Source organism: Actinoplanes sp. M2I2 (assembly GCF_023544445.1).
GTDB lineage: Bacteria > Actinomycetota > Actinomycetes > Mycobacteriales > Micromonosporaceae > Actinoplanes.
This window is the reverse complement of record NZ_JALPVJ010000004.1, coordinates 238,811-263,019: the sequence shown is the minus strand read 5'-3', so window position 1 is coordinate 263,019 and position 24,209 is coordinate 238,811. Positions and strand designations below refer to the sequence as shown.

The following is a 24,209-nucleotide window of genomic DNA, read 5'->3' as shown; positions in this document are numbered from 1 at the left end:
AACGGCAGTTCAGGCAGGGCATACATCCAGCCCAGTGCCCTGATCGCTACTTCGAGGCGAAGCGCAGGCACAGGTCTGAGTCAGCGCCCGCTGCGTTTGAGATCTTAGGTCGGCGCTTTCGAGAGTTCAGATTTCAGGTCTGGTCGGGTAGGCGCGGCCTCCGCCTCCGTATGTACGTCATCGTACGAACGTACGACAGACCGCCAGCTGGATCTGGCGGCCTTGATCGCATGAACCGATCTAGTCGACGCGCCAAGCAGCATGATTGCGGCAAATGCACGGCCAAGTTGAAGTCTCAGCCGCTCCGAGGTTGAGACACCTGCTGGTCAGGGGCACTGTGTACGCGTGCGCCGCGTCGCCCTCCGGAGGCGCAGCCCGACGACTCATAGAACGGCGGAGGACCAGCTCGGTTCATCGTCCGCTGCGAGAAGATTCACGCCCGCGGCGCGGCAGATCTCGAACCAGATGGGATCCGTAACCCTACTCGTTAGCAGGATGGCACCTGCCGCACCGCGAGCCGGTAGCAGCCGATGCCGGTACTCAAGGATCTGGCCGAGCCCGAGTCTCAGCTGAGTGGAGTCATTGCCCTCGACGCAGCTCTTGACCTCCGCGATCATCTGCAAGCCGGCAGCATTGCGCCAGGCCACATCGACCGGCGGATCGACCAGCTCGCCCGCGCGAATGCCGTGACGGCCCAGGTACGCGATGAGCTGACGACAGACGCGATCGTGCTCGCGGACAGCCGCTTCTCTCGCGTGTGGGCTCGTTGCCTGCGTCTCTGGATAGATTCCCTCGGCGGGTTTGCCGCGATAGCGGCGGTCGAAGCCGGCATCCGGCGGCTGGGCGTTCGTTACCGCGCCTGAAGCGATACCGGCGCGGAGCCGTTCCTTGATGATCGCCGCTTCGGCCAGCATCTCGGCCGGCCTGGCCCGGTAGTCGTCAAAAACTTCGCGATCGAGGTGGTTGCCGTTGCTGCTCGGGTTCACGATGTTCCACGTCTTCCGGGCGACGCCGGCCGGATTTCTGAAGTCTGGGTGTCGCCGGCCGACGTGGATGACGGGGCTTTGGAGCATCTGCGAAAGCGCCTGAACGTCCGGACTGCTGGCTTCGAGCTGGCGCCACCCGTTTCTGGACACAAGCTCCCCGGCGAGGATGATCTCGTCTCTCGTCCAGTCGGGGTTCGGTAACGAGAGCACGTGGAAACCGAGTGCCTCGAGCCGTCGCGCCACGGGCTGTTCTCCGCCCTTAAAGTCAGCCGAGACTAGGCGCGTACCGACTCCAAGTCCATGGGCGTAACCCATGATCGCCTTGGAGTCGTACAGCCGCCCGCCGTGATCGATGAACCAGGTACGGGCAGCCCCAAAGCCGTAAGTCTTCAGGAAAGGGCGGCGGCCGAGCCGGTCGACCTCGGCGAGGGCATCGAGGATGTTGCGGCGAGAAACGGCGGCGAGATCCACGCTAAGACCGTACGACGTCGGTACGACAGGAAACTTCCGCTGACCTGTGCGCGCTGTGGTTTGCCGTCGTCAGATTGCGTTACTAAACGCATCGGTCACAGCAGGTTAGCCGAGAGGATGACGTCCCACTGACCTTTGAGCTGGGGAAACCCAAGGGCCCTTGATCTTCTGCTCGCGCTAGTGCAACACTGTGTGTGACGACGCGAGATGCGTCGCGACGAGCTGAAGCGCAGGCGCCGATCTGCGCGGAGGCCGGGAGTGCCCAGAACGTGTTCCGGCGGAGCCGGTTCCAGAGGCCAGACCATCGTCGCGATAGGCATTCTCGGGCCGCTCACGCTGAGGATGGGCAAGAGATCCATCGGAGGCGAGAGCGAGAGCTGGTCGGCGTCCCAGCTCCCGCGTGTTGTGCCCGCGGGAGATGGACTCCCGCGTTCTCGGCGGGACCCGTGGAGGACCCTCGTGACCAGCACGATCAACACTTCGTTCCCCTCGCCTGTCCAGGTACACGGCGAGCGCACCGAAATGCCGCGTCCGCTTCGCCGCCTTCCCGAGCTGCCGGCTCCCGCAGTCATCCGGGAGTTGCGGGCGGCGGCCAAGAAGGCCCTCGGCATGAGCGACCGCGCGGCCGGCGCTATGTCGACGATATGGGTTCACCCGGAAGCGATCCTGCCTCAGATCGAGCAGCCGCGCCGCATGCGGATCCCCGGCGGCCACCTGCTCTACCTCGATGGCCTGGTCTGGACGCCCCGGCTCATGGCGGACCCTCTCAACCCCCGCAACGCCGACCGGTACTTCTACCCCCTGGCCGGCGGAGAAGCGATCAGCCACGACGAAAGCCTCGTCGCCAACGTTGAGTCGCTGTCAGGCGAGCTCGTGATGACGGCCCCCTCCCCGCGGGAGCTGCTCCACGCTCTCGAGGTCGCCATGGACAAGACTCGCAAGAGCAACGACCCGAACCCACCGATTCGGGACCAAGGCATCATGGACGCGCCGTTCGGCGTTATGACCGTGCTCAACTTCAGCGACGGTTCAACGGACATCGCGGTCCCGCTGGTCCGGGAAGGCTCATCCCGCACCAGCCATGCGCACGACGCGCTGGGCCTAGAGCCGGAGGACACTGTCCTGCGTATGCCGGCCAGCTCCAAGGCGATGACGGAGTTCATCGCAGACATCAACAGCATCGTCAGCCGGCCGGCTGACGAGGTTGATGAGGACGACCGGGCGCGGGTCCGATGCGCAACGACGAACTTCCTGCTGATCGTCGGTTTCGAGCCGGACACTCCCGGAACCCTCGACCTAGCGGCGGCCATCAAGATCAAGGTGGCGCAGGAGCACCTCAACACCAAGCAGGACTGGACCGATGCGGCTCAGAACTCGACCATGGCCGACGATTGCCTGCAGGCGGCCTACCGCGGCGGCCTGCTCAAGAGCAGCGCCGACTACAACTGGTTGCTGGGACGGCTGACGCATGAGGAAGCGGTTGAGGTCGGTCTCGCCGAGCATTTCGATGATCGTTTCGCCCGGTTGATGTGGATGTTCACCACGGCCGACCCGCAGGTGCATGACGTCATCCGCCGCCCTATCGCGTTCGTGCTGCGCCAGGAGAAGAAGAGTGACAACGCCCGAGTGCGGGTCACCAGCAAGACCAAGGTGCCGTTGGCGGCAGAACTGGTGGCCCGTGAGTTCCGCGGCCACCCCGACTACCCCGATACCGACGTCGACCGCATCGTCAAGGTCATCCAGAACGGCGCCGCGATCACTAAGCATGCATGGTCAGTGCAGCACACGAGCCTGACTGCCCTGGAGAAGGACGCACAGGCGGAGCTTGCGTCGGCCGGTGTGCCCGGCGCGAGCTGTGCCGAGCTCGCGGTGCGTGCGTTGTACTACGGCGCGGTGTGGGACGACGTCTTCCGCATCGCCCGTAATGACCAGGGCGCCGGTTCGGACCGCAGGTCAGTCGCGGACCTGATCGAAGCGATGATGGGGACGTCGGCCGGCATTACTCAGCTTGCCTCGATCGTCCGCGACGGCCGCGCCGACCAGCAACCGATCGAGGTTGACGCTGACGGCGAGCCGGTCATCGCCGGGGACGGCGGCCCTGTGCCGCTGACCAACCAGAGGCTGCGGTACGTCCTGTTCCCGAAGGGAGGCTCTGCGAAGAAGCCCGGCAAGGGCCCAGAGGGCGGTCCCAACCCGGAGCCTCAGCCTGAACCTGACCCGTACGTCGAGGCGCAGGAGACGATCGACAAGGCTCTGCGGGAACTGACCGACTTCTTCGAGTACCTCGAAGACCAGGTCGACGACAGCGGAGCTCCGCTCGTGGAGAGTCAGGGCTTGACGGCGGCGCAGGCGAAGAGGTGGCGGAAGACCCTCGGCAGCCTCCTGCAGAAGGTCAACGAATGGTAGGCACGGCCTAACCACCCGGCTGCTGGGGAGGCTGTACGGCCATAGTCGTCAGCTTCCCCCAGCGCCGGCTTGGAGGGGTGTTCTGCCCACGGACTGCTCACAAGCGCGTTGACAGCGGACATCGCGCAACAACAGTCGATGACAACGCGAATCGCGACTGACCTGCCGCAAAGCCGGTGGTGGTGCATCGATCGGCACCGGCCGACAGAACCACTCGCACCCTACGGATCAGAAGGTTAGGGGTTCGAGTCCCTTCGGGCGCACCAGTTGAGCAGGGAACATAGTCATTTGGGCTATGTTCCCTGTTTCCGTTTGGGGCATATGCGGGACACGGTACGTCCAGGTGGCAGATGCCATCGAGGCAGGTATCCAAGCGGGCGATTTTCTGCCGGATCGGCCGATCCTCTCGGAGAACCAACTCGTCTGGAAGTACGGCATCGCTCGAGGCGCCGCCCGCAAATCGATCCAGCTATTGCGCGAACGCCGGCTGGTGGTGACCGTTGTCGGTGGGGAGTGAGTTCCTCCCGGCTTGGTGGAGCCCACGGGCTCCCCGGGCCGGTTCGGCTGCGATCAGCCGCCCGCTGAGGACCCTCGGCCTGAATTCGAAGGTAGCGACGTGTGTGTGTCGATGCTGGCTGATGATGCGGTCGTGCCCGTCCCATCGGTGCGGACTTGGCAGAGTGCGGGGCATCACCCGCGGTGCGGTCAAGACCCATGCGGCTCGGGCCGCCGGAAATTTTCGCTCGCTGCTGGGGGCGGAGCAATGAAGCAGGTCGACGGCGGGCTGAGCGCAGCCGAGGAGCAGCAGGTGCGGACGCGGATCCACCACCAGGCAGACTCGACACAGCTCAGCGGTGACGGATGGCAACGAATCGCGGAGCGAACCACGGGCGGCAGGCGACCATGCGGAAGCGTTTCCAGATAACGGCCACGGCGGCCCTGGGAGTGATCCTTCTGGCGGTCGCCGCAGTGACGGTGAACCGCCGCGCGGACAGCGACATACCTACGGCCGCGTCGCAGCAGACCGCGACCGCCGACTATCCGATCATCTGGCCGCGGGCCCTGGTGGGCGGGAAGACCGGTCGGGGGCCGGCGATCGACGATCCGGGACCGACCGCCGAGCAGTTCCTCAGCGAGCTCGGCATCCCCACGTCCGACCTGACCTTCTCGGTCGAGCGGGACAGCGGGGATGAAGCGCGGCTGGTCAAGGTCACGACCTGGACCGGGAGCGTGCTCGGCACGGTCAGCCTGCGCTGGGGGTCGGCGCAGCGGCGCTGCGCGAGTTCGGGCATCGATCGTCATGCCGACACGGGGTTGCACAGTCGTACAGGATTAGGACACTCTGTGCGCCTTGAGTGACCGGGGGTAGGCGTGCAGAGTCCAGCATCCGCGAGAGCGACCGGCGGGTTCGCCTTGGCCCTGCTGCTCACGACGGTGATGATCGAGCTCTTCGTGGTGGGATTCGCCAGCGTCGGGTTCGAGGAAGTGGCCGATGCCTCGCCCTTCGGCCGGCCCGGTACGGCGATCGCTTCCGCAGTGATCGCCGGGGTGGCGTTGCTGGGGACCGCTGTCGCTTGGCGCGGCAGCCATGGTGTTGTTCGCACGCTCGCGGCGCTCGCAGTGTTCGTCGCGGTTGGGGTAGTCGCGATGATGGCTGTCTTCTTCATCGCGGCCGGCGGAACGCCGATCATTCTGGCGGTGCTCTTGGTCCTCGTTGCGGTATCGATGGGGATGATCGGCCGCGCAGTCCTGCAATCGCCATCCGTACGAGCGAGGCGATAAGACCCGATGCAGCCGGAAGCAGTTCTACGCCTTCAACGCCAGGCAGCTGAGCTGGGGCAGCTCGCGCGCGATCTCGGCTCCACGATTCCTCGTTCTGTCGAGGGCAGCGACCCGACGGGTTGGGTCGTCGTCGTTCTCGGCCGTGATGGCATGCCCACGGAGGTGCGAGTCCGTGAGGGCTGGCAGCAACGCCTCGGGCCTGGACAGTTGGCCGACGCGGTCCTCGGCGCCAACAACGATGCGTTGAGGCGCGCCATGGAGACCTGGACCCGAGCGGTCGACGACGACGGATGGTGGCGGCGCCGAGCCGACGTTGAGGCGACCGCCGGCGAAAGCAGCGAAGCGCACGTCAGGGACTCCGAACAGGCAACGCCTTTCGGCCAGACCCGCGATGAGAACGACCTTGCTGAAGAGGTGTTGAGCAAGCTCCGTGCCGCGCAGAGCCGGCAGCCTGGCACGCCGGCGAAAGCAGTGGGGCAGGACGATGGCAAGCACGTCACGGTGGAGCTCGCCCTGGGCGGGCTTACGGCTTGCGCTATCGAGCCAGACTGGGCGAAGAACCGTGCTGGAACCTCCATCAGTTCGGCGTTGGCTGTGGCGCTGCGACGCGCTGCGGCAAGGTATTTGTCGCCATCTGCGGAGGCTCAGCCGGACAGCCTGGTCGGTGACGCGCTCGCGACGCTTCGATCGCTTACAGCAGGTCCTCCAACTCAAGGTGGCACCGAATGACGCAACCCCCCAGTGGTGAACAGGTCACGGTCGCGACCACCGCGCTCCGCAACGAGGCCGGCGAGTGGGAATCGCAGAGCGGAGGACTTGGCAACCTCAGCAGCAAGGTCGCTGAGATGGAATTCGGCCGGCTGGAAGCGGGGCTTTTTCAGCTCATGGTGGGTCCGTACAACGACGTCATCCAGGCCGTGTCGGCTCGCAGCCGGGAAGGCGCCGCCGCGATGGCCGAGATCGCCAAGACCCTGCGGAGCGTGGCGGACACCTACGACGCTGAGGACAAGGCCTCGGAGCACCGCATCAGGAACGTCTACTGACAGGGGGCACCGTGTTTTCTCGGGCGCAGTACGAGGCTGTGATCACGGAGATCGAGGCTGGACTGAAGACGTTCGAGGGCCAGCTTGCTCAGGTCGTCCCAGCCGCAAACAGCGCTACCAACCATTGGTACGTTCCCCCGCCGGTGGCCCAGGGTTTCAAGTGGATCGCCGAGAAGACCGTCGAGGTCGGCACAGCCATTCTCAACTGGTTTCTTGACCTGCTGAAGGGCGCCGTAGCCCCCATCTTCATGTTCGTCGACTCCTGGCGCTGGATGGACATCAAGGGCAAAGCCAACGGCGTCTCCACCGACCTCACCGCGCAGAACCTCGTGGTCGACGACACCGACTGGTCCGGCACGGCACGAGACGCCTACCTGGCGGCAGCCGGCGCTCAGTCCGCCGCCGCCGCACGGGTCGGATCCATCGCCGGCGCCACCTCGCTCAACTTGCTGGCATGTGCCGGCGCCGGCTTGGCGTTCTACATCGTCCTGGCCGGCGTCCTCGCCAAGCTGATCGCCGCTCTGGCAGTGTCGATCGCCGGCATGAGCTCAGGCATCTTCACCGCCCCCGGCATCGCCCTCTTCCTCGAAGAGGCAGGGGTGAACACCGCCATCGTCGTCACCGCCGTGTCCACGCTCGCTGCTTTCCTGGGCGCGCAGGTCACGGCCATGATCACGTTGCATGGGGATGCCGTTGATCCGACCAGCTTCCCCAATGGTGTGTGGCCCAAAGCGAACGCCGGCCAGTACAGCGATGCGACCGTCAAGGATGGCGACGCCGACTGGTCTCTGCGGAGTAAGTAGGACCAGGGGGCCTGACAGTAGTTCCCTAGGTTACTAGTGAACCGGTGTTAGTGTGTCGTCGTGACATACGAACAGCGGCCGATGCTGGCTGAGGCCTTAGGAAAGAAGTACTCGCGGGGCTGGGCCCTGCGAGAGTGCTCGCTGGAGATTCCGGCGGGCCGGGTCGTCGCGCTCGTCGGGCCGAACGGCGCCGGCAAGACCACGCTGATGGGCATGATCGCCGGGTTGGTCCGCCCGACCACGGGCCGGATCGAGGTGTTCGGCGATACGCCCAACGGGCGTGGCATGCCTTCGTCGGTGTCGTACCTGACGCAGCAGAAGCCGCTGTACCCGCAGTTCACGGTGACCGAGACGCTCAGGTTCGGGAAGAACACGAATGCGGGCTGGGACCAGGCGTACGCCGAGGAGCTCGTCGCTCAGGCGAGAGTGCCGCTGAGCGCCAAGGTCGGCACGCTCTCCGGCGGGCAGCGCACCAGGGTCGCCCTCGCGGTGGCGCTGGGCAAGCGACCCCGGCTGCTGATGCTCGACGAGCCCCTCGCGGACCTGGACCCGCTCGCTCGGGAAGTCGTGCTGCAGACGCTCGTGACGGAGTGTCGCAATCAGGGCATCACGGTGCTGCTCTCCTCGCACGTGCTCGCCGAACTGGAAGGCGTGTGCGACCACCTCGTGCTGTTGTCCGCGGGGCGGGTGCAGCTCGCCGGGTACGTTCCGGAGTTGCTCAAGGGGCACATCGTCCTCACGGGCCCGCTGGAGACGCCGTGCCCGGCGAGGCCTGAGTCGATCATCGATGCCCAGACCGTGAACGGTGCACGGATCGTGCACGCGGTCGCTCATCCGGTTCCGCCGCAGCACGGCTGGCAGGTGCACCAGCCTCGACTGGGTCAGCTCACCCTCGCGTACATGCGCAGTGGTGGTTCTACGGAGGTCGCAGCATGATCTGGATCGTCTGGCGCCAGCAGCGCACCCTGTTCATCACGCTCGCCGTCGGGCTCGTCCTCGGCGTCGCGGGTGTTCTGGCGCTGCGGGCCATGATGACCGCCGACTTCACCGGGGCCGGCCTCGGCGGTTGCCTCCGCGACGTTGCGCAGTCGGGTGGTGTCTGCGGTGCCGACCCCAACGGGGCGGTCCAGGTCACCTGGACCGCCCGGATGCGCAATGGGCAGCTGCTGATGCTCGCGCTACCGGCATTGGTCGGTGTGTTCATCGGCGCACCGTTGTATGCGCGGGAGTTCGAGCAGGGCACGCATGCGCTGGCGTTCACTCAGTCGGTGAGCCGCACCCGATGGATGGCCACCAAGTTCCTCGTCACCGCTGTGCCGGCGTTTGCCGCGGTGCTTGTCATGCAGCTCGCGGTGGGGTCCTGGATCGAGGCGGCGGGGTCGATCGGGCCGCTGCAGAACGGCCGGTTCGTGCAGGCGGTCTTCGACAACGACGGGGTCTCGCCGGCCGCTTACACGCTGTTCGCCTTCACCCTCGGCACGTTCGCCGGCGCGTTGTTCCGGCGGACGCTCCTGGGGATGACACTGACGCTGGGCGTGTTCGTCGTGGTGCGGTCCCTGGTGTTCAGCTTCCGGGAGTCCCTGGGGGCGACGAAGCGCGTCGTCTCCGACGACCCGTTCGCGAAGTCGGCACCCGACGGCGCATGGGAGCTGAACGGCGGCTACCTCAACGCGAAGGGTGAGGTGATCACCAACAGGTTGGAGATATCGGGCAAGTGCATCGGCAATGACCCCACGCAGGCAGACCCGCAGGCCATCGAGAAGTGCTTCCGCGAGAACGGTGTGGTGAAGTCGTTCCGCGACGTCATCCCCGCCGACGCCCTCGGGTCGCTGCACCTGGCGGAGGCGTCGATCTTCCTCGCGTTGTCGGTGCTGTTCGTCGCCGGCACGGTGTGGGCCGTGCGCAGGCAGACCTAGGAAGCTGACGCGTTGGAGGCGGGTCGAAAAGCCCTATGCTGAACGCTATGATCGAGTTTCGCATCGATCGGCACTCCGGGATGCCCCCCTATCTCCAGATCGTGGCACAGGTCAAGCAGGCGATGCGGATGGGCCTCCTGGGGCCGGGCGATCAGCTGCCGACGGCACGGGAAGTGGTTGAGGCCACCACGGTGAACCCCAACACCGTGCAGAAGGCGTACCGCGAACTCGAACATGAAGGGCTCGTGGAGGGCCGCCGGGGGACGGGCACCTTCGTCACGGCGTCGCTGGCCACCGACGAAGCCAAGTCCGGTGCCCCGCTCCGAGACGACCTGGAGCGGTGGATGGGCCGCGCGGCGGCCGAAGGGGTCATGGTCGACGTTGTCGACGCGATCTACACGGACGTGCGGACGACCTACTACCGGACCTAGAGCGTCTCTGGCCGGCTGGCCGGACAAGCCCTGGTGTGGCTCCTGCCCCACGGACGTGTGGGCATCTCAAAGTCGGAGGAGGACCCCGTCATGGACGCGACGCGCCTGAACGCCGACCTGGTGCGGGTGCAAGGTGTGGCCAAGCGGTTCGGGCGCACGACCGCTTTGAGCGACTGCACCTTCACCTTGCCGCGGGGCAGCGTCACGGCGCTGGTCGGCCCGAACGGCGCGGGTAAGAGCACGCTGCTGTCGTTGATCGCCGGACTTGCCAAGCCCACCCGCGGTGAGATCACGGTGAACGGCACACCCGTGCGCGGCCGGATGCACCCCGACGTCTCCCTGCTGACCCAGCGTCGTCCGCTCTATGACCACTTCACCGTTCGCGAGATGATGCGGGCGGGCGGTGCGATCAACGAGCGCTGGTCGGCCGAGCGCGCGGACGAGGTTCTCGGCCTGCTGGGAGGCGTGGACCGGGACGCGAAGGTCGGCACGCTGTCCACCGGCGCGCGTACCCAGGTCTCCATCGCGCTGGCGCTCGGCCGGTTGCCCGAGGTGCTGCTGCTGGACGAGCCCCTGTCCGATCTGGACCCGCTGGCGCGCGACGAGACCTTGCGAATCGTCATGACCGAGGTGGCGGAACGCGGCACCACGGTGCTGCTCTCGTCGCACCTGCTCACTGATCTCGGGGACGTCTGCGACAACCTGCTGCTCCTCGACGAGGGCCGTGTGCAGGTCGCTGGAGAGATCGAGGACATCCTCACCGATCACCAGGTGCTCGTCGGACCAGCGGGCGCCGCCCCGCCCGCTGACGGCACGGTGGTCGACACCTCGCACACGGTGCGCCAGACCACCGTGCTGCTACGCGGCGGTACGGCACCCGAGGGTTGGCAGACGGAGCATCCCGACCTCGAGTCGCTGGTGATGAGCTATCTGAGAGCCTCCCGGACCCGCCGAGCGGCCACGAAGAACGGGCGGCGCGCAGTTTCCGGATAGCGGCCGGAACGGGACGTCTTCGCGGGACTCCGTGAACTAGGTTGATCTATATGCATCGTTCCCGATTCATAGCCTTCGTCGTTGCTCTCCTGGCCACCCTGGCCGTCCTCCCGGCCCCCGCGCACGCGGCCGCTGCTGCCGGCGGCGTGATCGAGGGGACTTTGACCACCGCCGACGGCAGCGCCCCGGTCGCCGGCGCGCGCCTGCAAATCAAGGCCTATTCGGGTACGCCCAGTTATCTGCTCCCGGAGGCCGTCACCGACGAGTCCGGCCACTACCGGCTCGAGCCGATGCCGGCCGGTCGCTACCGGATCGGCTTCTACTTCGCCGAGTCCGGCGACCAGTTGTGGGCCCCGCACAAGACTCGAGAGACCGCCGCCACGTGGTACACGGTGACCGACGGCGGCACCACGGTCGTCAACGACTCGCTCTTCCCGACCGGCGACCTCGACGTGACCTTCAAGAACGCGGACGGCCCGATCACCGCGTTCTGCGCCGACGCGTCCGGTGACTATTTCGTCCGCGCCGGTTGTACCACCACCGGCATCCTGAACCTGACCGGCCTACGCAGCGGCCGCTATGTCGTCATGGTCCAGGCCGAAGGCGAGACCGCCGTTTCCCCGGCCTGGGCCACCATCACCACCGGCGCCCTCACCACCATCACCGTCACCAAGCGCTGATGCATCAACGTTTGCTGACAGACGACCCCCGTAAGTAGCGGCGCATCGTCGCCGTTCACGGAGGTCGTCTGTCGGCCGTTGTCACCGCGTCGGGAAGCGGATACGCACGTAGGCGTCCGTCCCTGGCGGTTCGGTTACGGACGTACGGCCTGGCTGGCCGGGGTCCAGGTGCTGTCCTTCTCGAGGTCGGCCAGCTTGACCGACTCGGCGATCTTCGTCAGCTCGGCGTCCGGCAGGTCGGTGGGGGCAGGGGTCCGGTTCCTCGACGGCGTGCCGGCACCGCCGGCGCTGACCTCGATCGCCAGCTTGCCGTCGGCGCTCCAGATGGTGCACGCGTGCCACTTGAAGCACTGGGTCTTCCCGGCCTCGGCCGGCGAGTTGGTCTTCTCGCTGGGCAGGACCGTGATCGTGAAGGTGCCGCTGCGCCGTGCCGCTGCGCCCTGCTCCCACGGCTTGGTCAGGCCGGTGGTCCGCGGCGCCTTGCGGCCGTACTCGACGGCACCGTAGATGCCGTCCCGGGCCAGGTAGATGCCGCCCAAGCCGATCGCGGCGTGCGAGGCGACCTGGATCGCCTGGTAACCGTCGGGCACGTGGCCCACCGTGAACGGCAGCGTGGCCGGCCGCGGCTGGTCCGGCTTCAGACCCGGGATCAGCGTGCCCAGGTCGGCGAAGGACGGCTCAGCGGCGATGTTCGACTGCGACGTGACGGTCGCCCACGCGTTGTCGGCGTACTCCCAGGCCAGCAGCTTGTTGCCGGGTGCCGGAGCCTTCGCCGGGTCGAGCTCGCCGGGCAGCGTCGCCTGGACCGCGCGGCGCCCGGCCACGGTCAGCTCGGTGCCCTTCTCGATCCCCTTGGGGTCGAACGCACCCGGCCGGTAAACGGTGAGGAAGGCGTTCAGCCTCGGCCGGGACCGGTTGGCGGCCAGCTCGTCCCCGCTGATGTCGCCCACCGACTCGTCGTTGGTGAACCGGCCGTCCATGTAGATCGACGACATCTGGTACGCGGCAGACACCACGATCGGGTCTTTGACGTGGAACTTGCCCACGTCGTACCCCCGGTAAGTGAAGTCGAAGGCGACCGGCTTCGGGGCGGCCGCCACGGAGGCCGCCGGACCCGTGTTCGGCCGGGTCGCGTCCGGGCCGGTCAGCGCCGGCAGGGCGAACGCACCGGCCACCGCGACCACGACCAGCCCGGCGGCACCGGCCGAGGCCAGCCCGGCCCGTCGCCGCCGCTCGGCCCGCCGGCCGGCCGTGATGATGTCGTCCGCGCTGTGGGTGAGCGGCGGCTCGCCGGCGGTCACGGTGTCCACGAGCTCACGCAACTGCATTGGTCCACTCCTCGATCGTCTCCCCGGTAAGGTGAATGCCGTCGGCCGACAGCACCTCGCGTAGCTTGGCCAGCCCCCGCGAGGTCTGGCTCTTGGCCGTGCCGACGGTGCAGCCCAGGACCCCGGCCGTGTCCTCCAGGCTGAGTCCCAGGTAGTGCCGCAGGACCACGGCGGCCCGCTGGCGGGCAGGCACCGTCGCGAGCGCGGACCGCAGGCGCATCCGCTCGGCGGTCAGGTTGCTCGCGTCGCTCTGCGCGACCTCCGGCAGGGCGTCGCCCGCCGAGCGTTCCCGCCGCCACGGACGGCGTCTCTCGTCGATCGCGGCCCGGTAGACCATGGTCTTGGCGTACAGGTCGGGCCGGTCCAGCTTGCGCCAGCGCGGATAGAGCTTGACCAGCGTGTTGGCCACGGCGTCCTCCGCCGCGTGCCAGTCCCCGCAGGTCAGGTACGCCAGCTTGCGCAGCGACGCCATCTGGGACGTGACGAACTCCCGGAACGCCTGCTCGTCGTCGGCTCTCAATCGGCTGCCTCCTCATGACGGAGGTGGAACGGTGCCGTCCCACCAAAAGGTTGCACGACCGGGAAAGAAAAGATGATGGGCCTCGTTCGCGACCCGCCGGCACCGCGGATCTCGATGGCGGCGGCTGAACCCGGGCCCGCAGGCACTGCCCGCCTTGGCTTACCTGCGCAACGCCGGCGCCTACACGCGCTTGGCCGCCGGCATCGAGTTCGGCATCGCTACCGCCCTGCGTTACGCCAGGAAGCGCTCGCCTTGCTCAGCGGGGCCGCCGACGACCCCAAGTCCGCGCACACCGTTCAAGCGCCGCCGTTCAGGCCGACGCTGTCACGCTGGCAGAAGGCGATGGAAGTCAGCCAAGGTACGGCGGAAACCGGCAATAGTCGTAGATGCGACCCTAATGGCCCTGCGCAATTCCTTCGGGGTTATGCGACGAGGGTACGGATTTTCTGGCAGACCTTGGTCCTACGGGGCAGTTGACCGAAAACTGCCCGAATTCCGGCCTTGCGGTGTGTCCTTCCCCAATACGGACGGGTAGCCGCCAGTGCGCCCACGGCGGCAAGAAGCCCGAACAATGTCCAATTCGTTGACCTGTGTCGACCCACCGCATCGCTCCGCAGCAAGGAACCGAAGGACGAGAAAGCCGCAAGCGTCCGTTCGGGTGTACCGAGCGGCTATTGAAAAAGGCAGGCTTACGGATCCAAGCGCGGCGTGCGGCGCTGAACCCAAATTCCAAGCTCGCGTAAAGATCGTCTCGGTCGATGTGCACCGCCTCAAGGAGAAGCAAGAATGAGTTCGCCCTACCAGCCGCCGGATGATCCTCGGCCGCAGTCCGGCCAACAGCCGCCGCAGTACGGCCAACAGCCTCCGCCGCAGCAGTACGGGCCGCCCCAGCAGTACGGCCAGCAGCCCCAGCAGTACGGCCAGCAGCCCCAGCAGTACGGCCAGCAGCCTCCGCAGTACGGCCAGCAGCTGCCCCCGCAGCAGTACGGGCCGCCGCCGTTCGCCCCCGAGCCCACCAAGAAGAAGATGGGCCGAGGCGCGAAGATCGGCCTTATCGGCGGCGGTGCCGGAGCCCTGCTCCTGCTGGTCTGCATAGGGGCGGCCCTGGCCGGTGGCAGTGACGACAAGCCCGAGGCGGCGGCACCCGCCAAGGTGGTCGCCACCGCGACGAAGAAGGCGTCCCCCGCGCCCGCGACCAAGCAGGTCGCCAAGCCCACCACGGCAGCACCAGCCGAACCCGTGGACGAGGCCGAGCCCGTGGACGAGGCCGAGCCCGCCAAGAAGCTGACCGTCTCGCAGCAGAACGCCGTCGACAAGGCTGCCGACTACCTGTCCTTTACGTCGTTCTCCCGCTCCGGGCTGATCAAGCAGCTGAAGTTCGAAGGCTTCTCCACCAAGGACGCCACCATCGGCGTGGACGCCCAAAAAGCCAACTGGAATGAGCAGGCCGCCAAGAAGGCCGAGGAGTACCTGGAGACCAGCTCTTTCTCTCGTTCCGGGCTGGTCCGCCAGCTCAAGTTCGAAGGATTCAGCTCCGCGCAGGCCGCCTACGGTGTGAAGAAAGTCGGCCTGTAAGACCCTGCTCAAACAACAGAAGAGTGGGCGCCGCGTGTATCGACCGGCCGCGACGCCCGCTCAAGCGGTCGCCTTGCTGTCGCCAGGCGAAGCAGGTGAGCAAATGTTGAGCGGTCCTGAGTGAGTTGACCAAGGCGGCGTCGGACGTCCGCTACGACGAGTGGCAACTCCTGGATTTTATCCTCAATAGCCGCGCGATCTCACGGTAGGAAACAGGCGCGGCGGGTCAGCCCTGTGCTGCGCTCAATCGTGACGTCGGCGGAGGCCGGACGGGCGTTGGTCGGCGTGACCCGTCTGATCCACGTCGGGGTCGGCGGCGAGGAATTCGGTGATCGAGCCGGCGAGAGCACGTGGGTTCTCGATCATGGGCAAATGCCCGGTGTCGAGCTGGTTGGTCCATTCCGGGCCGAGTCGCTGAGCAGATCGTCGCTGCATGGCCATCGGCAGTTCGCGGTCCGCTTCGGTGAACACGTATCCGCGCCGGACGTTCCAGGGTCGGCGGGCGACCTTGTCGCTGTACAGGGCGGCTGATTCGGGTGCGAAGTCCGCGATGATGCGGTCGGTGGTCCGGTTTTCAAGGCCGTACGCGAGACCGCGCCGGATCGCCGCGTCCGGCGGCCGGGTTCCGGCGAACCGCATCGCCGCACGCAGCACCCACCGGTTCGGTGCCGGCACCGTCGAGAGGAACGACCCTCCCGGCTCAGGGATCACCGCGGTCACGGCCAGGAACGCGCTGACGCGGTCGGGCGCGAGCCGGGCGATCTCAGCGCCGACCACACCGCCTGCCGAATGCGCGACGACCGCGAACCGGCCGGCCGGCGCTGAACCGAGGGCAGCCTCGGCGTAGTCCCGCAAGCCGGCCCCGGCGATACGCGTCGGTCGAGCGGCGACCGCGACGTGGTCGGACCCGCCCAGCAGCTGCTGGACGTCATCCCAGATCCACGCCGGCAGGCCGGCGCCGCTGAGGCACAAGATCGTGTGGTGGGTGCTCATGACTGCATCCTGCCCAACGGCAGTGTCACTGGTATGTCACCATTTTTTGATGAACCGTACGGACCGGCTCTACGCGCTCAGGGAAGAACTACGGCGGGCCGGCAGCGGCGGGCGCACCGCCGAACGCCTCGCCGAGTCCTTCGGCGTCAGCGCACGGACGATCAAACGTGACATCTCGACCCTGCAGCACGGGGGCTTCCCGGTCTGGGCTCGTCCTGGGCCCGGTGGAGGCTACGTTGTCGACAAGGCCGCCACCCTGCCGCCGATCAACTTCACGAGCGCCGAGGTCGCGGGGCTCGCCGCGGCCGTGGCAGCCCACCGGGGACAGCCCTTCGACGGTTACGCCCGCGCGGCCCTGGTCAAGGTTCTCAGCGTCATGGACACACCAGCTCGAGAGCGCGCCACCGTGATCAACGACCGCGTCTGGATCGACCACACCGAGCCGCCGGGCGACGTTCGGACCCGCCACGCCATCGACCGTGGGCTCCACGAACAGCGCGTCCTCGTCGTGGACTACCTCGACCGAGACGACAAGCAGACGAAGCGGCGGATCGACCCCATAGCCCTCGCCCGTACCGCCGGGCAGTGGTATCTCGTAGGACATTGCCGAACCCGCGAAGCGATCCGCTGGTTCCGCCTCGACCGCATGACGTCTGCCCGGCTGACCACCGAACCGTCCGCCGCGATCCCCGTCGAGGACATCGGTACCCCGCCCGCAACCGCGAAAGCGATCACCGACTTCTGACGTCCCCCCGACAAGGAGCGCGACGATCGGTGAATCGCCCGCTCAGCGGGTATGGCTGAGGTACGGCACTTCTGACGAGCACGAGGAGAACTATGAGTTCCGCAATCCCCACCATCTCGCTCAACGACGGCCGTACCATTCCGCAGCTGGGTTTCGGCGTCTTCCAGGTGCCGCCGGAGGAGACCCGCGCGGCGGTCGGGACGGCCATCGAGATCGGTTACCGGCACATCGACACCGCCCAGATGTACGGCAACGAGGCCGGCGTGGGTGAGGCCGTGAACAACTCCGGCCTGGACCGCAGCGAGTTCTTCATCACCAGCAAGCTCAACAACGGCTTCCACGAGCCCGACGACGCCCGCAGCGCGTTCGACGACACCCTCAAGGCGCTCGGCACCGACTACGTCGACCTGTTCCTGATCCACTGGCCGATGCCGGGCAGCTACGGCGGTGACTTCGTGCAGACCTGGAACACCCTCGAGGAGTTCTACCGCGAGGGCCGGGCCCGCTCGATCGGCGTCTCGAACTTCACCCAGCACCATCTGGGCCGGCTGCGCGCCGAGACCCAGGTCCGCCCGGCGGTCAACCAGATCGAAGTGCACCCGTACCTGACCAACGACGATCTGCGGGCGTACAACGCCGACAACGAGATCGCGACGGAGGCGTACTCCCCGATCGCTCAGGGCGAGGTCCTCACCGACCCGGTCATCACCGAGATCGCCCGCCAGGTGGGCAAGAGCCCGGCGCAGGTCGTCCTGCGCTGGCACATTCAGCGCGGCGACATCATCTTCCCCAAGTCGAAGACGGCCGAGCGGGTCCGGGAGAACTTCGAGATCTTCGACTTCGAGCTCGACGGCGGCGCGATGGGCAGCATCACCGCCCTCGACCGCGGCGAAAAGGGTCGCACAGGTGCGAACCCGGACACGATGAACTACGGCGCCAAGAGCTGACCGACACCGGTCCTTTCCGGCGCAGCGTGAACGAAAGGTCGTGATCTGCCGACAGGCAGGTCACGACCTTGCCGTCGCTATCTCCAGGCGAAGCGCTGACGAGCGGATCCGTCCGGTGCCGCCGTCGACCCGGCGATCACCTCGTCCTGACCGTTGGCCGTGATTCGGGGGGCGGGGAACGTCTGGCGGAAGGTGAACGCCTCGGCGCTGGGTCCTACCGACCGCAGCCGTTCGAGCCGTTCGATGCCTTCGTCCAGCGTGGGAATCGTGCCGGCCGGGATCCACCACAGCGCCAGGGCGGCGTCCTGGCCGTTCGGGTGGAACCACTCACGGCGGCGGCGCAGGTAGTCGAGGTGCTCGGACTGGTAGGCGAACGCCCGCAGGTGTTCGGGCGACTCCCAGACCGAGAGCGTGTAGATCCGGCTCGGGTCGACCGGTCGGGAGAACGTGCCGTCCGCGTTCTCGCCCTCCAGTCGCCAGACGAAGCCGGGTGAGCGATCGGCGAGCGCGTTCATCAGGGCGAGGCCCTCGGCGAACCCGGCGATCATGGGATCTTCCATCGGGGCGCGGAGTCGGGCGGTGTTGACCTGAGCCAGGTGAAAGGCGTCCATGACACCAGACCATCAGCTCCAGCTTCTAAAGTCAACGAGATTACGTTTTACAGATCGTCACGCAACAGCGGCCGGGCGCCGCGTCCATCCGGGCCGTCCACTCACCGTCGTGCCCCGCGCCTTCCAGCAGGCCGGTGATCATCGCCAGGTTCATCCCGCAGATCAGGGGTGGAAACTGCTCGGCCAGCCGGTGGAACGGGCAGTTGCCCAGCACGATCCGCTCCGGCTCCGGTACGGGCGCGTAGCCCCGCGCCGTCAGCGTCTCGGTCACGTCGGCGCTCGGGGGCCCGCCGGAGCCGTGGCGCCGGGCCACCTCGTACAGGGTCTCCTCGGCCCCGGCCAGCTCCAACGCCTCCGCGAGCAGCTCGGCGGCGGTGCGGTAGGCCCGCGGGGGCACGCTCACCGCCCGCTCGGCCGCGACCGCCCGGTACAGCTTGGCGGGGCGCCCGGCGCCGGGCCCGGTCCGTCCCGACCGCCGGGCGTACGACACCTCGAGAAGCCCGGCCGCCACCAGCTTGTCCAGGTGGAACGCGGCCAGCGTCCGGCCCGCCCCGAGCGCCTCGGCGACATCGTCCCGCCCGATCGGCCCGGCGCCGGCGGCGACCACCTCGTACGCTCGCCGCCGCACCGGGTCGGCGAGGCTGTTCACGGCGTCGAGGTCGCGCAGGCCTTCGGGAGTCGTCACACCTCCAGCGTATTGCCAACGCGGATTGTCGCTAGAGCCGTTCAAAGCGCTCTCAAATTCTTGACCGGGGAGTGTCGGATCCGCCGGTGGCCGTTCGTAGCGTAGGTGAAGCCCGACACCGGGCCGGCCGAGCAGAGGGAGCGACCATGCCCAGATACCTCATCTACTTCAACCAGCAGTGGGTGGGCGACCACACCGAGGAGTGGTTCGGCGGCCGCGGGCCGTTGGCCCGGGCCGTCGTCGACGAGATCAAGGATGCCGGAGCCTTCGTTTTCGCCGGCGGCCTCGAGGAAGAGGACGGCCCGGTCTTCAGCGCCGACGCCACCAGCGGCACGGTGCTGTTCTCCGACGGCCCGTACGTCGAGACCAAGGAATTCCTCGGCGGTTTGACCATTGTGGACGTGCCCGACGAGGAGACGGCCAGAATGTGGGCCGGCAAGATCGCCGAAGCGTGCGGCTGGCCGCAGGAGGTGCGCCGCTTCAAGCCCTCATGAGTCCCGGAGCTGCCGACGGCTCCTGGTTCAACCCCTCGCGCAATGCGGGCACGTCACCGGGCATGGTGTGAGTGCGGGGGCATCGGTGAGGCCGCTATTCCCCAGGATCCTTGCGACGGTGTCCTCCAAGCCGGACGCTTCCTCGATGACCCGTTCCCCCTCGACGCCGAGCAGGTCGAGTGGGCTGTACCAGGAGCGCATCATCTCCGCCGTGACGTGGGCGAGCTCCGGCCGACCGGCGTGCCGGCGCAGGGTTTCCTCCAGCGAGACGTCCATCCAGAAGGTGAACGCCGGCCCGGGATGCTCGGCGATGAGCTCCCGCAACGGCGTTCCGTACTGGCCGGTGTGCAGGATCCCTTCCAGCACGACGTGATAGCCCGCGGTCAGCGCCGCGCGGGTCGTCGCCACGACGAAGCCCGGCGCGACCGCGGGCGTCGTGCTGTCACCACCGTGCTCGCGGAGGACCATCCGGCGCAGGTAGTCCTGCTCGATGAGGGCGCAACCCCGGCCGTACCGGCGCCGGACCTCCCGCGCGGTGGTCGACTTTCCGCTGCCGCTGTTCCCGCGGAGGATCACCAACGTCGGTGCGGGCGCGGTCATCGACGGCCGCCCGGCCACGTGATCGCGGTCAGCGTGTGGCGGCGCGGAACGAGCAGCCGCAGGCGTTCGGTGTCGGGCAGGCGCGTGCCGGCCGGATGCACGGTGATGCACGGACTTCCGTTGTCCCGATGGTGCTGATCCCAGACGGTCAGCAGCTCGAGCAGGTCCCGCACCAGTGTGGTGGCGTCCGGGCCGAAACCGTGCGCGCCGAACTGCCAGGCCTCGTCGTCGTGCCGCCGCAGGGTGAGGTAGGCGAGGCTGTCGGCGGTGAGCAGGGTCGGGCAGCAGAACCGGTCCTGTGGATCCAGCAGCCCGGCCGTGCGGTCCCGGTCGACGGTCAGAATGCCGTACGGCCGGGGCTGACTGGCCAGGAACAGGTGCAGGGCCTCGAACGCCGCTCCCATGCTCATCGCCAGCGTGACCGGTGACCACATCTCGACCCGTGGCCCGTCGAGTGCCGCCCGTAGCGCGTCGGCACTGACCTGCGTGGTCGGATCGTCCAGGCTCAGGATGGCGTCGTCACCGCGCACCGGCACGCGGCGCACCGGATCGCGGCCGTCGCCCTGCATCGGCACGAAGCCGCACTGCACCGAGGCCGTCGCGATCAGGTGGTCGTCGCGGCGGACGAGCGTGAGGCAGCGGGTGTGGCCGCGCAGCCGCAGCGGAACGACGAGCACCCCTCCGGCTGTGAGTTGGCCGTTCCAGGCCGGTGGGATGTCGCCGGCCTCGACCGTGACGATCACCGCGTCGTACGGGCCGTCGGGCGGAAATCCGTGCTCGCCGTCGGCGTGGACCGCGCGGACCCGGTCGTACCCCGTCCGGGACAGCGCGTCCTGCGCGTTGGCGACGACCTGCGGATCGATGTCGACGCTGACCACCGTGCCGGCCGGGCCGACGATCTCGGCGATCAGCGCGGCGTTGTAGCCGCCGGACCCGATCTCCAGGACGCGGGCGCCGGGGCGGAGCCGGGCGGCCTCGAGCATGTGCGCCTGCAGCCACGGTGCGGAGATCGAGCTGGTGGCCTTGCCGTCGGGGCCTCGCCGGGTGATTACCACCGTGTCGGCGTACGCCGTCTCCAGGCTCGTGCCGGCCGGTGTGAACAGGTGCCGCGGAACCGCCGCGAAGGCCGCTGCCACCTGGGGCTGAGTGATCCAGCCGCGGCTGGTCAGGCCGTCGACCAACTGTCGCCGGGCGTCTTCCGGATTCGCTCGCGTCACGTCGCTGTCGAGCATGATGACCCCTTTCCCGCCGAACGGACCGGCTGACCCGGCCATCGCAGGATGGCACCAATGTCGGAGCGGCCGGCCGTGACGCTGCCGTCGGAGGGCCGGGACGCCACCCGGCCGGATGAACCGGGGCAAACAGCCCGAACACGCCCCGAACGCGCTCGTTACGGTGCGGGGGTGACTACCGAGAGAGATCGTAAAGACACTCGCAGTGGCTCTGCGTTCGGCGGCCTCCGGCGTCGCGCCGGCCGGGCCGTTGCCGTGGCCATGATCGGGCTGCTGGCCCCCACGGTCGCCGCCACCGTCGCGCACGCCGGCCCGCCTCCCGCCCCTCAGGGCGCGGCCGCGCCCGCCGCCGCCCGCAGCGTCGTGCCCGGCTCGGCCGGGATCATCGCCGTTCGCCCCGACGGGAAGGTCTTCGCCACCGTCAGCCGCGGGACGGTGCGGCAGTGGAGCACGGCGACCGGGCGCCGGGCCGGAGCGCCCATCGCCGCCGGGGTCGGGACCATCCACTCCGTCGCGTTCAGCGCCGACGGCGACGTGCTGGGTGTGGCCGGCCAGCGCGGCGTGTCGCTCTGGGACACCGCCACCGGGCAGCGGTCGGATCTGTCGCTGACCGGCCACGTCGGGCCCGTGCGGTCGGTGGCCTTCAGTCCGGCCGGGCCGCTGATCGCCACCGCCGGCGACGACGGCACGGTCCGGCTGTGGAACTCCGGCACCGGGTCGTCGGTGCACACCCTGACCGGTCACCGTGGCACGGTGCGTCTGGTCGTGTTCAGCCCGAACGGCCGGCGCCTCGCGAGCGTCGGCGCCGAGGACGACACCGTACGGCTGTGGCAGACCGGCACCGGCGAGCCGATCGGCAAGGCGCTGACCGTGACCCCCGGCCCGGTGTACGCGATGAGCTTCAGCCCCAACGGGCGGTTGCTGGCCACCTCGGGCGGCGGCGACGTCGTACGACTGTGGAACGCGGCCACCGGCAAGCCCGCGGGCAAGGCGCTGACCAGCAGTTCCGGCCCCGTGTACGCCCTCACGTTCAACCGCGGCGGCAAGCTGCTGGCCACCTCCTCCGGCGGCGACAACACCGTACAGCTGTGGAACGTGGCGACCCGGCAGCCGGCCGCCGAGCCCCTCGCCGGGCACACCGGGCCGGTGCGGGCCATGCGGTTCAGCCCGAACGGCAAGCTGCTGGCCACCGGCAGCGACGACGGGACCGTACGGCTGTGGGACGCGGCGACCGGCAACCTCCAGGGCTCGCCGCTGACCGGGCACGACGGACCGGTGTGGGCGCTGCGGATCAGCCCGGACGGCAAGCGGCTGATCACCGCCGGCGCCGACAACCAGGCCCGGCTGTGGCGTCTCACCACCAAGAACGCGGCCTGATCCCGGCCGGTGAGGCGCGATTCAGTCGCGCCTCACCGGCGGGTTGACCCGCGAGTACTCCTGGAGGTCCCAGCGCAGGGGGCTCACGTGGTCGATCTGCACCACGGCGTCGACGGTGAACTCCACGACGCGCAGTGCGCCCGGGTAGGCCGCGGCCTTCCCGGGATCCCAGTCGATCGAAGCCCGGCCGGTCAGTTGCAGGGTGTGGCCGTTCTCCCAGTCCACGAACAGCAGACCGCAGGCCGGGTCGTCGTGCAGGTTGCCGAGCGTCATGTAGAACTGGTTTCCGGCGTAGTCGGGCCAGCGGAGCGTGCGAGGCCCGGTGACGCTGACGAAGCCCGGCCGGCCGCCGCGATGGGACGAGTCGGCGCCGTGCTCCGGTGACCGGCTGGCGATGAAGAACGTGTCGGCGTCGGCGATCCAGCGCCGCTGACCGGCGTCGAGTTCGCTGCTGATCAGCGGTGCTCCGGGCAGCCGGGAGTCGTCCGTCGACGTGATGACGCGGGTCTGCAGGTATTTCGGGCAGTTGCCGAGCACCTGCTCGGTGCGCATCAGCAGGTGATTGTCCTGCCGCCGGGCCCGCCCGTTGGCCCGGATCCGCCGGCGGGTCTGCGGTTGCAGCGCGAGGACGCCGATGTCGCGCTCCTCCTCGAAGGCGTCACGCAACGGGTCGCCGGGTGCGGGCCGGGCGTCGACGACGATGGTCCGATCATCGGCCGGCCGGGTGAAGCCGGGTGGCCCGGTGAGGATCGTCGACCACATCGCGCCGTTGTCGTCGGGCGCCCCGATGATCACCATGCGCTGGGCGCGCAGGAACGGGAAGAAGCCGAGCGGGATCTCCGGGCCGAACATCGGCGACCCCCAGCCGGGACCACCCTCCCCGGCCCGTTCCTGGACCGCCTGTTCGCCGGCATGGGTCGCAGTCGTGCGGGACTGCCTTTGCTGTCCTACGGGTGGCGCCATCTGATGCTCCCCTGGTGGGTTCCGTCATCGGCAAGGCTGGTGATGCGGCTGCTCAGGCCGCGAGCAGCCCGGGTAGTTCGGCGAGCATCTGGTCGAAGACCGACGGGTCGTTCAGGGCCCGGGCGACCACGAGAGCACCCTCGATGCGGACCAGGGCGGCCCGGGCGCGGCGTGCGGCCTCGGCTTCGGTGGCCCCGGCTCGGACCGCCGCGGCGGCCATGGCCTCGATCCAGTACTGGGCGAGACGGCCGGCCTGGGCTCTGATGTCGTCCGGCGCCCCGGTCAGGGTCATCGTGTCCAGGACGCAGGACAGGCGACCGTCGCGGTAGTCGCCGGCCAGGCGCGTGCACATCTCGGCGACGGCGTCGGCCACGTCGAGATCAGAGGTCAGCGGTTCGAGGGCCTGCCGGAGCCGGGCCTCGACGCTGGTGAGCACGGCGGTCGCCATGGCGTGCTTGCCGGTGGGAAACCGGTGGTACAGGCTCGCCCGCTGCAGCCCGACCGCTTCCGAGAGGGCCGAGAGGGAGGCGCCCGCGTAGCCGTTGGCCCGGAACACCTCGCCGAGCCGCGCATGGATCTGTTCGTCGTCGACGCTGACCGCTCTACCCATCCTTTATTTTTACCGAAC

27 protein-coding genes and 1 pseudogene are annotated in these 24,209 nt (G+C 68.3%); 18 read left to right on the top strand and 10 right to left on the bottom strand.

Going from position 1 to position 24,209, the window contains the following annotated elements; all coding sequences use genetic code 11:
* Positions 1–383 precede the first annotated feature (383 nt).
* The gene (locus HJC40_RS09110; RefSeq protein WP_250000247.1) at positions 384–1,457 is read right to left on the bottom strand and encodes a hypothetical protein; all 1,074 of its coding nucleotides are present in this window, start codon (positions 1,455–1,457) and stop codon (positions 384–386) included.
* Between the two features lie 459 nt (positions 1,458–1,916).
* Between HJC40_RS09110 and HJC40_RS09105 the strand changes: the two genes are divergently transcribed.
* The 12 genes from HJC40_RS09105 (at position 1,917) to HJC40_RS09050 (ending at position 11,511) form a co-directional block, all read left to right on the top strand.
* Positions 1,917–3,863: a hypothetical protein gene (locus tag HJC40_RS09105; RefSeq protein ID WP_250000245.1), complete on the top strand. Its 1,947-nt coding sequence runs from the start codon at positions 1,917–1,919 to the stop codon at positions 3,861–3,863.
* Between the two features lie 343 nt (positions 3,864–4,206).
* Positions 4,207–4,380, top strand: a complete 174-nt coding sequence (locus HJC40_RS09100; RefSeq protein ID WP_250000242.1) for a GntR family transcriptional regulator — start codon at positions 4,207–4,209, stop codon at positions 4,378–4,380.
* 428 nt (positions 4,381–4,808) lie between these two features.
* Positions 4,809–5,222: a hypothetical protein gene (locus tag HJC40_RS09095; protein ID WP_250000240.1), complete on the top strand. Its 414-nt coding sequence runs from the start codon at positions 4,809–4,811 to the stop codon at positions 5,220–5,222.
* 54 nt (positions 5,223–5,276) lie between these two features.
* The gene (locus HJC40_RS09090; protein WP_250000238.1) at positions 5,277–5,645 is read left to right on the top strand and encodes a hypothetical protein; all 369 of its coding nucleotides are present in this window, start codon (positions 5,277–5,279) and stop codon (positions 5,643–5,645) included.
* A 6-nt stretch (positions 5,646–5,651) separates the two neighbouring features.
* Positions 5,652–6,374: a hypothetical protein gene (locus tag HJC40_RS09085; protein ID WP_250000236.1), complete on the top strand. Its 723-nt coding sequence runs from the start codon at positions 5,652–5,654 to the stop codon at positions 6,372–6,374.
* A complete protein-coding gene (locus HJC40_RS09080) occupies positions 6,371–6,688 on the top strand; it encodes a hypothetical protein (RefSeq protein WP_250000234.1) in 318 nt (105 codons plus the stop codon). Before HJC40_RS09085 ends, HJC40_RS09080 begins: the two co-directional genes overlap by 4 nt.
* 38 nt (positions 6,689–6,726) lie before the next feature.
* Positions 6,727–7,491, top strand: a complete 765-nt coding sequence (locus HJC40_RS09075) for a hypothetical protein (protein ID WP_250000232.1) — start codon at positions 6,727–6,729, stop codon at positions 7,489–7,491.
* 81 nt (positions 7,492–7,572) lie between these two features.
* Entirely contained in the window at positions 7,573–8,427 is an 855-nt protein-coding gene (locus HJC40_RS09070) for an ABC transporter ATP-binding protein (protein WP_250000230.1), read from the top strand.
* Positions 8,424–9,407: an ABC transporter permease gene (locus HJC40_RS09065; RefSeq protein WP_250000227.1), complete on the top strand. Its 984-nt coding sequence runs from the start codon at positions 8,424–8,426 to the stop codon at positions 9,405–9,407. Before HJC40_RS09070 ends, HJC40_RS09065 begins: the two co-directional genes overlap by 4 nt.
* A 47-nt stretch (positions 9,408–9,454) precedes the next feature.
* Positions 9,455–9,838 (top strand): GntR family transcriptional regulator, encoded by a 384-nt coding sequence (locus HJC40_RS09060; RefSeq protein ID WP_250000225.1) that lies wholly within the window; start codon positions 9,455–9,457, stop codon positions 9,836–9,838.
* A gap of 90 nt (positions 9,839–9,928) precedes the next feature.
* Positions 9,929–10,831 (top strand): ABC transporter ATP-binding protein, encoded by a 903-nt coding sequence (locus HJC40_RS09055; RefSeq protein WP_250000223.1) that lies wholly within the window; start codon positions 9,929–9,931, stop codon positions 10,829–10,831.
* Positions 10,832–10,881: 50 nt separating this feature from the next.
* Positions 10,882–11,511, top strand: coding sequence for a collagen binding domain-containing protein (locus tag HJC40_RS09050; protein WP_250000221.1), 630 nt, complete (start codon positions 10,882–10,884; stop codon positions 11,509–11,511).
* A 134-nt stretch (positions 11,512–11,645) separates the two neighbouring features.
* Here the strand turns inward: HJC40_RS09050 and HJC40_RS09045 are convergent, their stop codons facing one another.
* Together HJC40_RS09045 and HJC40_RS09040 are read right to left on the bottom strand one after the other, a co-directional pair.
* A complete protein-coding gene (locus tag HJC40_RS09045) occupies positions 11,646–12,839 on the bottom strand; it encodes a hypothetical protein (protein WP_250000219.1) in 1,194 nt (397 codons plus the stop codon).
* Positions 12,826–13,359: a SigE family RNA polymerase sigma factor gene (locus HJC40_RS09040; protein ID WP_250000217.1), complete on the bottom strand. Its 534-nt coding sequence runs from the start codon at positions 13,357–13,359 to the stop codon at positions 12,826–12,828. The genes HJC40_RS09045 and HJC40_RS09040 overlap by 14 nt, the downstream gene beginning before the upstream one ends.
* A gap of 94 nt (positions 13,360–13,453) precedes the next feature.
* Between HJC40_RS09040 and HJC40_RS09035 the strand changes: the two are divergent.
* A pseudogene (locus tag HJC40_RS09035) lies at positions 13,454–13,647 on the top strand (IS5/IS1182 family transposase); the annotation flags it as partial.
* A gap of 498 nt (positions 13,648–14,145) precedes the next feature.
* Entirely contained in the window at positions 14,146–14,934 is a 789-nt protein-coding gene (locus tag HJC40_RS09030; protein WP_250000214.1) for an Ltp family lipoprotein, read from the top strand.
* 243 nt (positions 14,935–15,177) lie between these two features.
* Here the strand turns inward: HJC40_RS09030 and HJC40_RS09025 are convergent, their stop codons facing one another.
* The gene (locus HJC40_RS09025; RefSeq protein ID WP_250000212.1) at positions 15,178–15,927 is read right to left on the bottom strand and encodes an alpha/beta fold hydrolase; all 750 of its coding nucleotides are present in this window, start codon (positions 15,925–15,927) and stop codon (positions 15,178–15,180) included.
* Here HJC40_RS09025 and HJC40_RS09020 point away from each other — a divergent pair.
* Together HJC40_RS09020 and HJC40_RS09015 are read left to right on the top strand one after the other, a co-directional pair.
* Positions 15,926–16,672, top strand: a complete 747-nt coding sequence (locus tag HJC40_RS09020; protein ID WP_250000210.1) for a YafY family protein — start codon at positions 15,926–15,928, stop codon at positions 16,670–16,672. The genes HJC40_RS09025 and HJC40_RS09020 overlap by 2 nt on opposite strands.
* Before the next feature lie 92 nt (positions 16,673–16,764).
* Positions 16,765–17,619 (top strand): aldo/keto reductase, encoded by an 855-nt coding sequence (locus HJC40_RS09015; protein ID WP_250000208.1) that lies wholly within the window; start codon positions 16,765–16,767, stop codon positions 17,617–17,619.
* Positions 17,620–17,696: 77 nt separating this feature from the next.
* Here HJC40_RS09015 and HJC40_RS09010 read toward each other — a convergent pair whose 3' ends face one another.
* Both HJC40_RS09010 and HJC40_RS09005 read right to left on the bottom strand, forming a co-directional pair.
* On the bottom strand, positions 17,697–18,230 hold the full coding sequence (locus HJC40_RS09010) for a DUF3291 domain-containing protein (protein WP_250000205.1): 534 nt from the start codon (positions 18,228–18,230) through the stop codon (positions 17,697–17,699).
* Positions 18,231–18,270: 40 nt separating this feature from the next.
* Complete coding sequence (locus tag HJC40_RS09005) at positions 18,271–18,915, bottom strand: transcriptional regulator (protein ID WP_250000203.1); 645 nt, start codon at positions 18,913–18,915, stop codon at positions 18,271–18,273.
* A gap of 146 nt (positions 18,916–19,061) precedes the next feature.
* On the opposite strand from HJC40_RS09005, the gene HJC40_RS09000 reads away from it, so the two are divergent.
* Entirely contained in the window at positions 19,062–19,409 is a 348-nt protein-coding gene (locus HJC40_RS09000; RefSeq protein WP_250000201.1) for a YciI family protein, read from the top strand.
* Between the two features lie 27 nt (positions 19,410–19,436).
* Here HJC40_RS09000 and HJC40_RS08995 read toward each other — a convergent pair whose 3' ends face one another.
* Positions 19,437–20,009 carry an AAA family ATPase gene (locus HJC40_RS08995; protein ID WP_250000198.1) on the bottom strand — a complete coding sequence of 191 codons (573 nt, stop codon included), beginning with the start codon at positions 20,007–20,009 and terminating at the stop codon, positions 19,437–19,439.
* Positions 20,006–21,241 carry a methyltransferase, FxLD system gene (fxlM, locus tag HJC40_RS08990; protein WP_250000196.1) on the bottom strand — a complete coding sequence of 412 codons (1,236 nt, stop codon included), beginning with the start codon at positions 21,239–21,241 and terminating at the stop codon, positions 20,006–20,008. Before fxlM ends, HJC40_RS08995 begins: the two co-directional genes overlap by 4 nt.
* A gap of 261 nt (positions 21,242–21,502) precedes the next feature.
* Here fxlM and HJC40_RS08985 point away from each other — a divergent pair, with 261 nt between their 5' ends.
* Positions 21,503–22,618, top strand: coding sequence for a WD40 repeat domain-containing protein (locus tag HJC40_RS08985; RefSeq protein WP_250000741.1), 1,116 nt, complete (start codon positions 21,503–21,505; stop codon positions 22,616–22,618).
* 21 nt (positions 22,619–22,639) lie between these two features.
* On the opposite strand, the gene HJC40_RS08980 is transcribed toward HJC40_RS08985, so the two are convergent.
* Together HJC40_RS08980 and HJC40_RS08975 are read right to left on the bottom strand one after the other, a co-directional pair.
* Complete coding sequence (locus HJC40_RS08980; protein WP_250000194.1) at positions 22,640–23,581, bottom strand: pyridoxamine 5'-phosphate oxidase family protein; 942 nt, start codon at positions 23,579–23,581, stop codon at positions 22,640–22,642.
* 52 nt (positions 23,582–23,633) lie between these two features.
* Positions 23,634–24,191, bottom strand: a complete 558-nt coding sequence (locus HJC40_RS08975; protein ID WP_250000192.1) for a TetR/AcrR family transcriptional regulator — start codon at positions 24,189–24,191, stop codon at positions 23,634–23,636.
* Between the last annotated feature and the right edge of the window lie 18 nt (positions 24,192–24,209).

Excerpts from the sequence above, each read along its gene's own strand:
- HJC40_RS08975 (WP_250000192.1), bottom strand. The coding sequence starts at position 24,191 with ATGGGTAGAGCGGTCAGCGTCGACGACGAACAGATCCATGCGCGGCTC.
- HJC40_RS09030 (WP_250000214.1), top strand. The coding sequence starts at position 14,146 with ATGAGTTCGCCCTACCAGCCGCCGGATGATCCTCGGCCGCAGTCCGGC.
- HJC40_RS09070 (WP_250000230.1), top strand. The coding sequence starts at position 7,573 with ATGCTGGCTGAGGCCTTAGGAAAGAAGTACTCGCGGGGCTGGGCCCTG.
- HJC40_RS09025 (WP_250000212.1), bottom strand. The coding sequence starts at position 15,927 with ATGAGCACCCACCACACGATCTTGTGCCTCAGCGGCGCCGGCCTGCCG.
- HJC40_RS08995 (WP_250000198.1), bottom strand. The coding sequence starts at position 20,009 with ATGACCGCGCCCGCACCGACGTTGGTGATCCTCCGCGGGAACAGCGGC.
- HJC40_RS09015 (WP_250000208.1), top strand. The coding sequence starts at position 16,765 with ATGAGTTCCGCAATCCCCACCATCTCGCTCAACGACGGCCGTACCATT.
- HJC40_RS09055 (WP_250000223.1), top strand. The coding sequence starts at position 9,929 with ATGGACGCGACGCGCCTGAACGCCGACCTGGTGCGGGTGCAAGGTGTG.
- HJC40_RS09010 (WP_250000205.1), bottom strand. The coding sequence starts at position 18,230 with ATGGACGCCTTTCACCTGGCTCAGGTCAACACCGCCCGACTCCGCGCC.
- HJC40_RS08985 (WP_250000741.1), top strand. The coding sequence starts at position 21,503 with ATGATCGGGCTGCTGGCCCCCACGGTCGCCGCCACCGTCGCGCACGCC.
- HJC40_RS09080 (WP_250000234.1), top strand. The coding sequence starts at position 6,371 with ATGACGCAACCCCCCAGTGGTGAACAGGTCACGGTCGCGACCACCGCG.
- HJC40_RS09045 (WP_250000219.1), bottom strand. The coding sequence starts at position 12,839 with ATGCAGTTGCGTGAGCTCGTGGACACCGTGACCGCCGGCGAGCCGCCG.
- HJC40_RS08980 (WP_250000194.1), bottom strand. The coding sequence starts at position 23,581 with ATGGCGCCACCCGTAGGACAGCAAAGGCAGTCCCGCACGACTGCGACC.
- HJC40_RS09085 (WP_250000236.1), top strand. The coding sequence starts at position 5,652 with ATGCAGCCGGAAGCAGTTCTACGCCTTCAACGCCAGGCAGCTGAGCTG.
- HJC40_RS09060 (WP_250000225.1), top strand. The coding sequence starts at position 9,455 with ATGATCGAGTTTCGCATCGATCGGCACTCCGGGATGCCCCCCTATCTC.
- HJC40_RS09020 (WP_250000210.1), top strand. The coding sequence starts at position 15,926 with ATGACTGCATCCTGCCCAACGGCAGTGTCACTGGTATGTCACCATTTT.
- HJC40_RS09000 (WP_250000201.1), top strand. The coding sequence starts at position 19,062 with ATGCCCAGATACCTCATCTACTTCAACCAGCAGTGGGTGGGCGACCAC.
- fxlM (WP_250000196.1), bottom strand. The coding sequence starts at position 21,241 with ATGCTCGACAGCGACGTGACGCGAGCGAATCCGGAAGACGCCCGGCGA.
- HJC40_RS09050 (WP_250000221.1), top strand. The coding sequence starts at position 10,882 with ATGCATCGTTCCCGATTCATAGCCTTCGTCGTTGCTCTCCTGGCCACC.
- HJC40_RS09065 (WP_250000227.1), top strand. The coding sequence starts at position 8,424 with ATGATCTGGATCGTCTGGCGCCAGCAGCGCACCCTGTTCATCACGCTC.